At 49.8% G+C, this 14,581-nt stretch carries 11 protein-coding genes; 7 read left to right on the top strand and 4 right to left on the bottom strand.

Annotated elements, in window-relative coordinates; all coding sequences use genetic code 11:
• Nucleotides 1-21 precede the first annotated feature (21 nt).
• The gene (cueO, locus tag HV213_RS23715) at nt 22-1,620 is read right to left on the bottom strand and encodes a multicopper oxidase CueO (RefSeq protein WP_181483547.1); all 1,599 of its coding nucleotides are present in this window, start codon (nt 1,618-1,620) and stop codon (nt 22-24) included.
• 146 nt (nt 1,621-1,766) lie between these two features.
• Between cueO and HV213_RS23720 the strand changes: the two genes are divergently transcribed.
• From HV213_RS23720 to speD, 5 genes are all read left to right on the top strand, one after another.
• A complete protein-coding gene (locus tag HV213_RS23720) occupies nt 1,767-2,114 on the top strand; it encodes a YacC family pilotin-like protein (RefSeq protein WP_004872121.1) in 348 nt (115 codons plus the stop codon).
• A gap of 255 nt (nt 2,115-2,369) precedes the next feature.
• On the top strand, nt 2,370-2,789 hold the full coding sequence (locus tag HV213_RS23725; protein ID WP_228288571.1) for a permease: 420 nt from the start codon (nt 2,370-2,372) through the stop codon (nt 2,787-2,789).
• Nucleotides 2,790-2,797: 8 nt separating this feature from the next.
• On the top strand, nt 2,798-4,648 hold the full coding sequence (locus HV213_RS23730) for an FKBP-type peptidyl-prolyl cis-trans isomerase N-terminal domain-containing protein (RefSeq protein ID WP_228288572.1): 1,851 nt from the start codon (nt 2,798-2,800) through the stop codon (nt 4,646-4,648).
• Nucleotides 4,649-4,815: 167 nt separating this feature from the next.
• The gene (speE, locus tag HV213_RS23735; protein ID WP_181483550.1) at nt 4,816-5,679 is read left to right on the top strand and encodes a polyamine aminopropyltransferase; all 864 of its coding nucleotides are present in this window, start codon (nt 4,816-4,818) and stop codon (nt 5,677-5,679) included.
• 14 nt (nt 5,680-5,693) lie between these two features.
• The gene (gene speD / locus HV213_RS23740; RefSeq protein WP_181483551.1) at nt 5,694-6,488 is read left to right on the top strand and encodes an adenosylmethionine decarboxylase; all 795 of its coding nucleotides are present in this window, start codon (nt 5,694-5,696) and stop codon (nt 6,486-6,488) included.
• Nucleotides 6,489-6,518: 30 nt separating this feature from the next.
• On the opposite strand, the gene HV213_RS23745 is transcribed toward speD, so the two are convergent.
• Nucleotides 6,519-7,514 (bottom strand): LacI family DNA-binding transcriptional regulator, encoded by a 996-nt coding sequence (locus HV213_RS23745; RefSeq protein WP_181483552.1) that lies wholly within the window; start codon nt 7,512-7,514, stop codon nt 6,519-6,521.
• 360 nt (nt 7,515-7,874) lie between these two features.
• Between HV213_RS23745 and HV213_RS23750 the strand changes: the two genes are divergently transcribed.
• Complete coding sequence (locus HV213_RS23750; protein ID WP_181483553.1) at nt 7,875-9,278, top strand: sugar porter family MFS transporter; 1,404 nt, start codon at nt 7,875-7,877, stop codon at nt 9,276-9,278.
• An 18-nt stretch (nt 9,279-9,296) separates the two neighbouring features.
• Nucleotides 9,297-11,348: a glycoside hydrolase family 36 protein gene (locus HV213_RS23755; protein WP_181483554.1), complete on the top strand. Its 2,052-nt coding sequence runs from the start codon at nt 9,297-9,299 to the stop codon at nt 11,346-11,348.
• Between the two features lie 32 nt (nt 11,349-11,380).
• Here HV213_RS23755 and yacL read toward each other — a convergent pair whose 3' ends face one another.
• The gene (gene yacL, locus HV213_RS23760; protein ID WP_110272529.1) at nt 11,381-11,743 is read right to left on the bottom strand and encodes a protein YacL; all 363 of its coding nucleotides are present in this window, start codon (nt 11,741-11,743) and stop codon (nt 11,381-11,383) included.
• Nucleotides 11,744-11,918: 175 nt separating this feature from the next.
• Entirely contained in the window at nt 11,919-14,516 is a 2,598-nt protein-coding gene (gene acnB / locus HV213_RS23765; RefSeq protein ID WP_181483555.1) for a bifunctional aconitate hydratase 2/2-methylisocitrate dehydratase, read from the bottom strand.
• Nucleotides 14,517-14,581: the final 65 nt, after the last annotated feature.

Below are 14,581 nucleotides of genomic sequence, written 5' to 3' on the forward strand. Positions count from 1 at the left end.
AGGTTGCTTCAGGAATAACATTTACACCGTAAACCCAAGCATCATCCCCGTATCTTCATGCTCCAGCAGATGACAGTGCGCCATATAGGCATGCTCTTTCGGTGCATCATGGTCAAATTTCACCAGCACTTCACTGACGTCGCCCTCTACCCGTACGGTATCTTTCCAGCCGCTACGATGCGCTACCGGTGCTTTGCCGTTTTCCGATAAAATACGGAACTGAGTACCGTGTATATGGAACGGGTGGAGCATCATGTCGCCTTTACCGGAAATAACCCACCGTTCATATTGCCCTTTTGTCGCAGCAAACATGGGAACATTCATATCAAATGCTTTTCCATTAATCCGGTTAGCATTATGGAAATCAAAGCCTTTATCGCTGTGCTTCATTTGCGCCATACCGCCATGATTCATCTGGCTCATGTCACCGTGGTTCATATTATTCATATTTCCCATCGCACCATGATTCATCATCCCATGGTCCATTCCGGACATCGCCTGGTCGCCATATTTTTGCATCAGCGCCTGCATGCCCATCATATCAAGCATCGGATCCATAGAGAGCTGTAGCGTACGTTGGGTTAGCCCTTGCAGAGAGGGTAGCGCTGGCATCGCGGCCAGAACATCTGGCAGCTTGCCGGAGGCCTGAATTGTCAGTGGTTGCACGCGCAATACCGGCTGCGGCTTGTCGAACGGGGTAATTGCCATTCCCATCTGGTTCACCGGCAGCGTTATCAGATCAAAAGGTTTACCGTCTGTCGTATCCACCAGGACTTCAAAACGCTCCCCCATTAACACCGGTAGCTCATTAAGTTTCACAGGTTCAGCCAGCAGGCCGCCATCACTGGCTACTACGTACATGGGCCGATTATCACTGGTTGAGAAATTCAAAGAGCGGGCATTGCAGCCGTTAAGCAGACGCAAACGCAGCCATCCGCGAGGCGCAGCATGCTCGGGGTAAAGCGATCCATTAGTCAACAGCGTATCGCCAAACCAGCCAACGGCTGCACTCATGATGTCGAGCTGATAATCAATCTCTCCCGCTGGGGTAAATTTCTTATCCTGTACAATCACCGGTACATCATCGATTCCCCACTGCTTTGGCAGCAACAGCTTTTCGATCTCCTTATCGGAAATCAGTACCAATCCAGCCAGTCCCATCGCAACCTGACGCCCCGTTTTCCCATGTTGGTGCGGGTGGAACCAGCAGGTTGCCGCTCGCTGTGTGGGAGTAAAACTCACCGTGCGCGAGCCACCAGGCGCAATCACTCCCTGTGGGCCTCCATCGACCTCGCCGGAAACTTCCAGACCATGCCAGTGTACGGTAGTCTCCTCTGCAAGGCGGTTATGGATATCAACAGTTGTCGTTTCTCCCTGCTTAAGCTGTAGCGCGGGCCCCAATAAATTGCCGTTATAGCCCCAGGTGGTAGCCAGGTGAGAACCGAATTGTGTTTTGCCTGCCTGGATAGTTAAGGTGATGCGATTACGTGCGTCGGCAGTCAGCAGCTCCGGTATAGGCAATACTGGACGACTGGCAGCAAAAACCGAGCGACTCCATAGCGGCAAGGCACTGGCCACGCTGACCGCAGCGGTTAATTTGAGAAATTCACGACGTTGCATTTTCACATCCTTTTTATTCTGCTGGCGAATATTTGAGCTTAAACCTTCCACCAACGGGAAGGTCAAGCAGAAGAGTAAGAATAAAGCTCGGCGTAGTGTAAAGAAGTATGCTAACGTTGTTTGTCCGTGATTCAATGGTAGAGAAAATGAAGACGCTTTTCAGAACAATAGTGCTTGGCAGCCTGCTTACTCTATCCGCCAATAGCTATGCATTAAGCGAGTCCGAAGCGGAAGATATGGCTGATTTAACAGCAGTATTTGTCTTTCTGAAAAATGACTGTGGTTATCAAAATTTACCAAACACTCAAATCCGCCGCGCGCTGGTCTTCTTTGCTCAGCAAAACCAGTGGGATTTAAGCAATTACGATAGCTTCAATATGAAAGCGCTGGGCGAAGATAGCTACCGCGATCTCAGTGGAATTAAAATCCCGACGACAAAAAAATGTAAAGCACTGGCGCGTGACTCACTCAGCCTGCTTGCGTATGTGAAATAAGTATCTCAATTCATATTCTAAAATAGGTGACCGTGCTAATACGCACGGCCACAATATCTCATTTAAGTAACTATTCATCTAACAACCTTAATTAATTTACCTTTCAACTTATTCACCACACCAATAACTCATTAATATTTTCATTTAATAAAACTATAATCATCTTTTAAAAAAACCAAGAGTCTTTATTGCAATATTTTTTTTGCACACTATTATCGCTCGATAATGACCTCTGATTACCAATGGAATAAAATTTTGAACATATCCTTATTTACCCGTATAGCTCCTCTTGCCGTAATTTTATTGGTTGGCTGTAATTCAACGCAATCCCGACAGTCCTCAAGATTAATGAAACCATTACCTGATGCGACATTAAGCCAACAACAAACGGAACAGCAGAGAATGGCAGAGGAACAAGCACGTATAGATGCTTGCCGCCAGGCACTGGAATCGTTGAAAGAAGTGAATCCAAAGCAGGCTGCGAAACTCGGTAATGATTTTACGGCCCTCATTAGCGCCGCGTCTCAATATAACTCTGTACGTAGTAAAGTTGCAGAACCCACAAAGCAGGGGATCGATTCGATGTATCAGTTCAAATCAATCAAGCTGTGCGCTGACATTGAAAAAGAACTGATAGATAGCCTTGTTAAACGTGGCGAAAATGTTCAACCATGAACAGGATAATGGCCTGGCGTTTCAAGGCGATACCGTTGGCAGCAGTGCTTGTGCTGGCGCTATCATCATCACCTGATGCATATGCAGAGAAAGACGCACTGATAAACGTCACGGCCAGTTCAAATAGTGACGATTCAGGTCCTGCTTTTTTGAACTATGCCAAAGAACAGCAGACTCAGAAAAATAATGAGTCTGTTAAAGCCACTGAGGACAAAAACAATAATACGAAAACAACGAATAAAAAAAACATCAAGAAAACCAATGAAGCTTCCCGTCAGGCTGCAATAATTTCTCAAAAAGATAAAACCATCCGCCAACTCCGGCAGCAACTTGATGCTAAGTCAGCGGCAGTTGACTCTGTACCAGACAATCAAAAAGAGCTGACAGATAAAATTAATCAGCTTCAGGAAGAATTAACTGTTGCTGTAACAGAAAAACAAAAACTAATAGATAAAGAACGCTCTGTTGTCGCTGAAGAAAAAAAGAGCACATCAAAACTTGATGCTGCAGAAAATAAAATCCTGCAGCAAGAGCAAAGGCTGACTTCAGCAGAATCAGCAAAACAAAAGCTTGAGGTTCTGCTGACTGAAGTTACCACTGAAAAACAGGCGCTGGTAAAGAAACTTGCTGTTGCAGAAACAGAAAAGCAAAATACGGCAAAAAAATTCGCGACTGCTATATCAGAGACACAAGCGCTCATGACAAAGCTCGCCGCTGAGACAAAAGAAAGACAAGTACTTGCAGAGAAATTAGCGACCTCAGCCCCGGATAAACAAGCGTTCGCAACAAAACTGGCTGCGGCAGAGACATCCCAGCAGGCTTTGACAACGAAACTCGCGGCTGCGGACGCAGAGCAGCAAGCGCTGAAAGCGAAACTGGCCGCCGCTGAAACAGCCAGACAAGCTCTAACGACAAAACTCGCAGTAACAGATGCAGCACAGCAGGTGCTGAAAACTAAGCTGGACACCTCTGAAACTGCTCAGAAAGAGATGACAACTCAACTCACCACCAGTACAGCAGAAAAACAGGCGCTCACGGCAAAACTGGATTCATTGACCATCAGCAAACAGCAGTCAATTCGTGACGAGGACTCTTCTCGCCTTCAGGCTGAAAAAGATAAAGCCCTACTGCAAACCAGCTTAGATGAAATTAACCAGCTAAAGAGCAGGCTGGCTGATGCTGAGAATAAACCGGATAAGAAATCTACGACTATCGATCTTGCTAAAGAGCCCCAGCAGCAGGCTTACTCTATCGGTGTATCAATGGGTGATGAAGCGCTCAAGGTTTTGTCTACCCGAAATACTCAAGGCATAAATGTCGACAAAGACACCGTACTACAAGGGATTCTGGATACATTTTCAGGAAAAATTGCCATTGATGAGAAAATCCGCAATAAAGCTTTGTTCGATGTTTCTAAAAAAGTCTTTCAAAATCTGAATAAGATCGAACAACAAACCGTGAGTGACGGGAAAAAATATCAGCAGAAGTTCGCTAAACAAAAAGGCGTTGTATTCAAAGATGGCGTCTACAGTCGGATTGATTATGCTGGCGAAGGCAGGATTCTCGACAGCGATACCGTCACCGTAACTATCAAGGAAACGCTCACCGACGGAACCGTCATTAACGATATGGAAGCGGAAGGCAAAGTCTGGTCCCAGACGCTAAAATCCTATCCTCCCATATTCCTCGGCCCCATAAAGCGCCTGGGAAATCATGGTTCGATTACGGTAGTGATCCCTCCAGACCTGGCTTACGGTAGTGAAGGCAGGCCACCCAAAATCCCACCGGGAGCGACTATGATTTATTCGCTCAGAATCGTTGATGCTACTGCGGCGGAACCCCAGGCTAAAAAACCCTGATCCCGACGCCTCCTGTTAGAGGAGGCGTTTCCCCCATTTTCTGAATGGCAACATACGTCATACTTCATCTGCTGAAACATCCATCGTGCATCCTCATGTATAGTTGGCTATGATGTTGCGCTCATTTTTTATGGGTGTAACAGATGTTAACAAAGGAGGATCTGCCTGTGGCCGATAACAATCTGTGGCATGAAACGTTGCACGACCATTTTGGTCAGTATTTCAGCGTTGATAACGTGCTGTATCATGAAAAAACCGATCATCAGGATTTGATCATTTTCGAAAACGCCGCCTTTGGCCGCGTGATGGCACTGGATGGCGTGGTGCAAACCACTGAACGCGATGAATTTATCTATCATGAAATGATGACCCATGTTCCTCTGATGGCCCACGGCCAGGCGGAACATGTGCTGATTATTGGCGGCGGCGACGGCGCCATGCTGCGTGAGGTCTCCCGTCATCGCAATATCAAAACCATCACCATGGTGGAAATCGATGCTGGAGTCGTTTCATTCTGTCGTCAATATCTCCCTAACCACAACGCAGGCGCATATGACGATCCGCGTTTTACACTGGTTATTGATGATGGCGTCAATTTTGTTAATCAGACGACGCAAACGTTTGACGTTATTATCTCCGATTGCACCGATCCTATTGGTCCTGGTGAGAGCTTATTCACCTCCGCATTTTATGAAGGCTGTAAGCGTTGCCTGAACCCTGGTGGGATCTTCGTTGCTCAGAACGGCGTCTGCTTCTTACAGCAAGATGAAGCTATCAGTAGCCACCGCAAGCTCAGCCATTACTTTAGCGATGTGAGCTTCTACCAGGCAGCGATTCCAACCTATTACGGCGGCATTATGACCTTCGCATGGGCCACGGATAACGAAGCCCTGCGCCACCTCTCCAGTGAAATCATCCAGGCGCGCTTTCATAAATTGAATCTGAAGTGCCGTTATTACAATCCGGCAATTCATGCGGCGGCATTTGCTTTACCGCAATATCTACAGGATGCGCTGTCCACCGTTAAGTAAGGGGGTGATCTAAATTGAAAAAATTGAAGCTGCACGGCTTTAACAACTTGACCAAGAGCCTGAGTTTTTGCATTTATGATATCTGCTACGCGAAAACGGCAGAGGAGCGTGATGGTTACATCGCCTATATCGACGAACTCTATAATGCCAACCGTCTGACTGAAATTTTGTCAGAAACCTGTTCCATTATCGGCGCAAATATTCTTAACATCGCGCGTCAGGATTATGAGCCTCAGGGCGCAAGCGTAACGATACTGGTCAGCGAAGAGCCGATTGATCCGCAGCTTATCGATCAAACCGAACACCCGGGCCCGCTGCCGGAAACCGTTGTCGCGCACCTCGATAAAAGCCATATTTGCGTTCATACCTACCCGGAAAGCCACCCTGAAGGTGGATTGTGTACCTTCCGTGCCGATATTGAAGTCTCCACCTGTGGGGTCATCTCGCCGCTAAAGGCCCTGAATTATCTGATTCATCAGCTTGAATCAGACATCGTCACCATCGATTATCGGGTTCGTGGTTTTACCCGCGATGTGAACGGCATGAAGCATTTCATCGATCATGAAATCAACTCCATTCAGAATTTCATGTCTGACGATATTAAGTCCCTGTATGACATGGTGGACGTGAACGTTTATCAGGAAAATATCTTCCACACCAAGATGTTGCTTAAGGAATTCGACCTTAAACACTATATGTTCCACACTAAACCGGAAGATTTAACAGAAGAAGAGCGCAAGGTCATTACCGACCAGCTTTGGAAAGAAATGCGCGAAATTTACTACGCCAGAAATATTCCGACGGTATAAATCTCTGACGGAGCAGGGAAGCTCCGCTTATCAAATATTAACCTGCAGGTCTAACAAAACCGCCCTTGTTTCTTTATTTCCCTCAGTGACACGCAGCACCGCCTCGCCAAGTTGACGGCCGATCTCTTCATGATCGACGGTAAACATGCAGGTTGTCGATGACAGCTTTCCCGAGAAATCACTGCTCGCCGCAGCGCACAGCATTGATTTATCTGTCAGCCCACAATCAGGCAATGCCGCCAGATAATGGCTGGCCCCCATCAGAAGAAAATCGTTGATGAAGATAATAAAATCCGGTTTTTCAGCCTGACGCATAAACTGTCTGGCAGCCTCTTCACCAGACTGCTCGGTCACCGCGCCAAAAAAGATCAGTCCATCATCAGGTTGTTGACCCTGCAGATGTAACTCCTGTAAGCACCCATCAAGAAACTGCTGCCCGTGCATGCTGTCAGCGCCTAGCGTCGCAATAGCAATACGCTTTGCCCCCTGGCGCAATGCATAGCGGACGCACTGACGCCCCATTTCTTCATGATGAAAATCAACCCAATTAAAGTGACCGTTCAGCACCCGACTTTGTCCCATCGTGACGAAAGGAAACCGCAGATCGTTCAGCAGCAAAATACGCTCATCATCAATACGCGTATCCGTCAGGATGACCGCATCAGCACGGTTTTGCTCAATGATTTTTTGCAACAGCAGGTGCTCGCCCTGCCGGTCCGTGGTGATGTGGATAACCGGGTCAATACCGCTCTCTTTAAGACTGCATTGTAATCCTCTGGCAATACGCATAAAGAAAGATGCGGTATGAATATTTCCACCATCGGCGGCAGGCAGCAGCAACGCCACGACACCGACTTTACCGCTACGCAGATAGCGAGCGGAAGCGTTTGGCCGATACCCCAGTTTTTCCGCTGCCTCAAGGACCTTTTTACGCGTATGGCTACTGATATCGCTTTTGTTATTCAACGCTTTCGAGACCGTCGCTGTCGAAAGATTCAGAAACTCAGCCAGTTCTTTAATATTCATTTTTCTTTATGGACTAAATTGCTTCGGACAAGGATATTCTTGCCAATCTAAACCATTAATTTTCCGATGACAATAAAAAAGCGTTTTAACACGACATAATAATGTTGCAGAGATCACATTTACGCAGACAAAACCATTGCCATCGATATTTTTCAGATCTAGCATAAAATAATACGAAATCGATTAAGTATTTTTATTATATATCTCTATAGCCTAAATAATTCGAGTTGCATCACGGCGGCAACTAAGCGCATCCCTGGGAACGTACAAATAGTACGTGACCGGGGTAAGCGCAGGCAGCCAACAAAGATGCGGCTTGAAGTATGACGGGTATAAACAAAACTAACAAAGGTAAACCCTATGCAATTAGATAGCCCGCTTCCTGCTGCGGCATCCGTCAATAAAACACGGCCGCAGGTGATCTGGATTTGTCTGCTGGCGGCCCTCGCCGGTTTGTTATTTGGCCTGGATATTGGCGTCATCTCCGGCGCGCTCCCGCTTATCGCCAAAGAATATCATCTGCTTGATAACCAACAAGAATGGATCGTCAGTTCAATGATGGTCGGTGCCGCAGCAGCAACCCTGTGCAGCGGTTTTCTGGCCTATCGGTTAGGACGTAAATATGCCCTGTTAATTGCTGCTGGCTCATTCTGTATCGGTGCCATTATTTGCACCTGTGCCGTCAGCGCGGATATGTTAATCGCCGGGCGCCTGATTCTCGGCGTAGGACTCGGAGTCGCATCTTACGCAACGCCTCTGTATCTTTCTGAAATTACGCCAAAAAATATCCGTGGTGCGATGATTTCCGCTTATCAGTTAATGATTGCTCTCGGAATTTTAATTGTCTTTCTGACCAATACTGCGTTTAGCTATAGCGGCAACTGGCGTGGAATGCTGTTGGTTGTGGCTATCCCATCACTGATTTTCCTTTTTGGCGCTTTGTTCCTGCCTCGCAGCCCACGCTGGCTGATGATGCATGGCAGAGAAGAGGATGCCAGAGTCGTATTGCTACGCCTGCGCAACAGCCGCGAAGAGGTTGAAAGCGAACTGCAGGAAATTAAAGAACAGCTTAAAGTTAAACAACACGGCTGGCATTTATTTAAAGAAAATAAACACTTTCGCCGTAGCGTCGGATTAGGGGTCGTCCTGCAAATCATGCAACAGTTCTCCGGCGTCAATGTGATGATGTACTACGCGCCACGCATCTTCCATGAAATTGGCTTTAGCTCCACGGCAGACCAAATGTGGGGAACGGTAATCGTTGGCCTGGTGATGACTATCGCTACCTTTATCGCCGTCGGCTTTGTCGACCGTTGGGGACGTAAGCCTATGCTGTATATTGGTTTTATCACCATGGGTATTGCGATGAGCGTGGTTGGTTCACTACTGGGTGGTGACGCGTTATCGACTCTGGAGAAAGGCGTTACCGTCACCATGTTACTGCTGTTTATCGTCGGTTTTTCTATGTCAGCAGGCCCGTTAATCTGGCTATTGTGCTCCGAAATTCAGCCATTAAAAGGGCGCGAATTTGGTATTACCTGCTCCACGTTTACCTGCCATATCGCCGGGATGATTGTCAGTGCGACCTTCCTGTCGCTACTCAATACATTAGGTAGCGCTCATACGTTCTACTTATACGCTTTATTAAATCTCACAGCCATTATCATTATTTATTTCTTTGTTCCTGAAACCAAAAATATTTCACTGGAAAAAATCGAACAGAACCTAATGGCAGGAAAAAAATTACGCAACATTGGCCGATGATAAAAGGGAGTATCGGACATGAATTTTATAGAATTTACTGAAGATAATTTGCATATTTCTTTTTCGCTTAATGAAAAACAGCAAATTTATATTAGCCGGTTTTCAACAACCTCGGATTCTGCAGCACACGGGGAGTTTCCGCTGGTACAGGTACATGCCAGCGGCTACAACCAAAACGATCATCATGCCCGGAAGCATACCGGCAGCGAACCGGGTTCATCGTTACGCTACCAGTCCCATCGTTTTAGCGAAAATAAGCTGGGCAAGAAGCTTGAAATCAGCCTTAGCGGTGAAGCGATCGGCGTCTGCTGGCATCTTCAGCATTTTCGCGACACGCACTCGGTGCGAGTCTGGAGCGATGTACGCAATGACTCCCCGGAACACATCGGCCTGGAATATATCAGCTCCTTAACGCTGTTTGCCATTGATAGCAAGCCGTGGGAAAAAACCACGCTTCTGCACTTACCGCACAATAACTGGTATGGCGAAGCTCAATGGAAGAGCCGCACGCTCCCGGAACTCGGGTTGGATAAGGTAAACCATTTTTCACTCGATCGTCTCTCGATAGAAAACACCGGCACCTGGTCCAGCATCGGTTATTTACCCTGCGCCGCTTTTGAGGATACCTCAGCAGGCACCACGCTACTGTGGCAGATTGAACATAGCGGCTCATGGCAGTGGGAAATCGGCGATTTCCGCGATCGACTCTACTTGCAGGTCAGCGGACCAACCGAGAATGAAAGCCACTGGTGGAAAAATCTTGCGCCGGGGGAAACCTTCACTTCCGTGCCGGTCGCCGTTGCACTGGTCCAGGGGGGGTTACAAGAAGCACTACAGGAAATCACTCGTTATCGGCGAAAAATAGTGCGCCCGTCGGCGGATAACCAGCGGCTCCCGGTGATATTCAATGACTATATGAACTGTCTGTCCGGCGATCCGACTACCGCGAAACTGCTGCCGTTGATTGATGCCGCCGCGAAGGCGGGATGTGAATACTTTTGTATCGACTGCGGCTGGTACTCTGACGGTGAATGGTGGGATGGTGTCGGCGAATGGCTCCCCGCACCAACGCGCTTCCCTGGAGGGATCCGCGAACCGCTCGATTATATTATAGCCAAAGGTATGAAATCAGGATTGTGGCTGGAACTGGAAGTGATGGGAATTGCCTGTCCGCTGGCGCAATCCTTACCTGATGAGTGTTTTTTCCTGCGCCACGGCAAACGGGTCATTGACCACCAGCGCTATCAGCTGGATTTTCGCCACCCTTTAGTTCTGGAGCATGCCGACCGGGTTATTTCCCGCCTGGTTGAGGAGTATGGAATCAGCTATATCAAAATGGATTACAACATCAATGCGGGCAGCGGGACCGACTACGCCGCCGATAGCCCCGGCGACGGACTGCTACAGCACAATAGGGCTTATCTTAGCTGGCTGAAAAACACCATGGCTCGCTACCCGCAACTGGTGATTGAAAACTGCGGCAGCGGCGGATTGCGCATGGATTACGCGCTTTTGCAGCAGCACAGCATTCAATCCGTAACCGATCAGACTGATTACCGCTTAGTGGCATCTATCGCCGCCGCGGCAGCCTCTGCGGTCACGCCTGAACAGGCCGCCATTTGGTCTTATCCCTTACGTGAAGGCGATCGTGAAGAAGTGGTGATGAACATGGTTAACAGCATGCTGCTGCGGGTTCATCAAAGCGGGCATCTGGCGGAACTGAGCGAAGAGCGTTTCACATTGGTTCAGGAAGGGATCGCACTGTATAAATCGTTTCGCCAGCAAATCCCCCACCTGGAGCCTTTTTGGCCGCTAGGAATGCCCTCTTTCGCTTCACCATGGCTGGCATTCGGCCTGCGTAACGAAAATGAAGCCTGGCTGGCGGTCTGGCGAATGGAAAGTGAACAGGGCTCAATCACGCTGCCGCTTGATGACGTCTCACAAGCCAGCTGCGTTTACCCGCGCTTTGCCAAAGCGCTCTGTCTGCCTGAATTCAACAAACATGAATTGATGATTTCACTACCGGAGAAACTGACCGCCAGGTTGTTTCATCTTACCTTCACCCACTAAACGAAAACCGCCTCCCGATTGGGAGGCGGTCATCAACGCTGCTGCATGAACTCACGGTATGCGGCAACGACCTGTAAAAAATCCTCAACGCCGCACAGAGAGAGGCTTTCTTCGTCATAATAGCTCATCCCCTCCTCCATCTCATCGCCAGAAAAATCCAGCTGATTAGCGCGGATCATCACTTCTTCACCATCCAGCCATAATGTGTATTCATGACCAGTACGTTGCCAGGATCGTTCACTGCCTTTGACGGTGCGTGCGGCCTGCTCCACTTCATCCAGCAGGGCGAGGTTATCTTTAACCTCTTCATTGAACCAGTGGCCTATCACTTCATGGTCCATCGACATTCGCACCTTTACCACTCCGGTAATATCGCGCAGAAATTCGTAATCCATAGTCTTTTCCTCTGCAAGGGCAATGCGTCACCGCTGCACTGTACCCATAGGGTAATTATCGCAGCAGTAAGAGAGAAAAAAAGCGTAGCGAGCGGAGGGATTGGAAATAAAAATGCCCGGTGATGTAAAGTTCACCGGGCATTGAAGGGTTTATGTACGAAATAGACTTATCGCATTACACCGCGGTCTGGAAAATCACGCCGTCAGCTTTTTCCGTGTACTGACCCAGCTGATCGAAGTTCAGATAGCGGTAGGTGTCTGCCGCCGTCTTCTCTACCTGCGCAACATAGGTCTGGTACTCGTCCGGCGTCGGCAGCTTACCGATAAGCGCCGCGACTGCCGCCAGCTCCGCAGAAGCCAGGAAGACGTTCGCCCCGGTGCCTAAACGGTTCGGGAAGTTACGGGTTGAGGTCGAAACCACCGTCGCACCGTCCGCTACGCGCGCCTGGTTACCCATACACAGGGAACAACCCGGGATTTCAATACGCGCACCGCTCTTACCAAACACGCTGTAGTAGCCTTCTTCGGTCAGCTGCGCTGCGTCCATACGGGTTGGCGGCGCCACCCACAGGCGGGTTGGCAGCTGCCCTTTGTGGCTGTCCAGCAGCTTACCGGCAGCACGGAAGTGGCCGATGTTGGTCATGCAGGAACCGATAAACACTTCGTCGATCTTCTCGCCCTGCACGTCAGACAGCAGACGCGCATCGTCCGGATCGTTCGGCGCACACAGGATGGGCTCTTTAATGTCAGCCAGATCGATGTCGATCACCGCGGCATATTCGGCATCCGCATCACCTTCCAGTAATTCAGGTTCCGCCAGCCATTTTTCCATACCCTGCACGCGACGTTCCAGCGTCCGGCGATCGCCGTAGCCTTCTGCGATCATCCACTTCAGCAGGACGATGTTGGAGGTCAGGTACTCAACGATCGGCTCTTTGTTCAGTTTGATGGTACAACCGGCAGCAGAACGTTCGGCGGAAGCATCGGTCAGTTCAAACGCCTGCTCGACTTTCAGATCCGGCAGACCTTCGATTTCCAGGATGCGGCCGGAGAAGATGTTTTTCTTGCCTTTCTTCTCAACGGTCAGCAGGCCCTGACGGATCGCATACAGCGGGATCGCGTGCACCAGATCGCGCAGGGTGATACCCGGCTGCATCTTGCCTTTGAAACGAACTAAAACGGATTCCGGCATATCCAGCGGCATCACGCCGGTCGCGGCAGCAAACGCCACCAGACCCGAGCCCGCCGGGAAGGAGATACCGATTGGGAAACGGGTATGGGAGTCACCGCCGGTACCGACGGTATCCGGCAGCAGCATACGGTTCAGCCAGGAGTGGATAACGCCATCGCCCGGACGCAGTGAGACGCCGCCACGGTTCATAATGAAGTCCGGCAGCGTATGGTGTGTGGTGACGTCAACCGGCTTCGGATACGCCGCCGTGTGGCAGAAGGACTGCATCACCAGGTCAGATGAGAAGCCCAGGCACGCCAGGTCTTTCAGTTCATCACGGGTCATTGGACCGGTGGTGTCCTGAGAGCCGACGGAAGTCATCTTCGGCTCGCAGTAAGCACCCGGACGAATACCGGCCACGCCGCAGGCGCGACCCACCATTTTCTGCGCCAGGGAGTAACCACGGCTACTTTCCGCCACGTCTTTCGCCTGACGAAAAACGTCGCTGTGCGGCAGACCCAGCGCTTCACGCGCTTTGGTGGTCAGGCCGCGACCGATAATCAGCGGAATACGGCCACCGGCACGCACTTCGTCGACCAGAACGTCGGTTTTCAGTTCGAAGTTAGCCAGCAGTTCGTTGGTTTCGTGGTTGCGCACTTCACCTTTGAACGGATAAACGTCAATCACGTCACCCATGTTCAGTTTGTTGACGTCCACTTCAATCGGCAGCGCGCCCGCATCTTCCATGGTGTTGAAGAAGATAGGGGCAATTTTACCCCCGAGGCACAGACCGCCGCCGCGCTTGTTCGGCACGTTCGGGATGTCATCGCCCATGAACCACAGCACCGAGTTAGTGGCCGATTTACGTGATGAACCGGTCCCCACCACATCGCCAACGTAGGCCAGCGGAAAACCTTTCTGCTGCAACGCTTCGATCTGTTTGATCGGGCCAACAACGCCAGGCTGATCCGGGTCGATTCCTTCACGGGCGTTTTTCAGCATCGCCAGAGCGTGCAGCGGGATATCCGGGCGGGACCAGGCATCAGGGGCCGGAGACAGGTCATCGGTATTGGTTTCACCGGTGACTTTAAAAACGGTGACGGTGATTTTGTCCGCCAGCTGCGGACGGTTCAGGAACCACTCGGCGTCAGCCCAGGATTGCATCACCTGTCTGGCATATTCATTGCCTGCTTTGGCTTTCTCTTCTACGTCGTAGAAGTTATCGAACATCAGCAGGGTATGGGACAGTGCTTTCGCGGCAATCGGCGCAAGTTTTGCGTCGTCCAGCGCATCAATCAGCGGATGAATGTTGTAACCGCCCTGCATGGTGCCCAGCAGTTCGATGGCTTTTTCAGGGGTCACCAGCGGGGAAGTCGCTTCGCCTTTGGCGATTGCGGCAAGGAATCCGGCTTTAACATAGGCGGCTTCGTCGACGCCCGGCGGTACGCGGTTAATTAACAGATCTAACAGGAATTCTTCTTCGCCAGCAGGCGGATTCTTCAGCAGCTCAACCAGGCCGGCCATTTGGGTTGCATCTAAGGGTTTTGCAACAATCCCTTCGGCGGCACGCTCAGCTACGTGCTCACGATATTCTTTTAGCACGACGGTATCTCCTCGCTCTCATTGTCATATGCGGTCGGCGATCTCTTCACGCTCCTGTGAGACAG

Source organism: Klebsiella sp. RHBSTW-00484, from assembly GCF_013705725.1.
In the GTDB taxonomy this organism is placed as follows: Bacteria; Pseudomonadota; Gammaproteobacteria; order Enterobacterales; family Enterobacteriaceae; genus Klebsiella.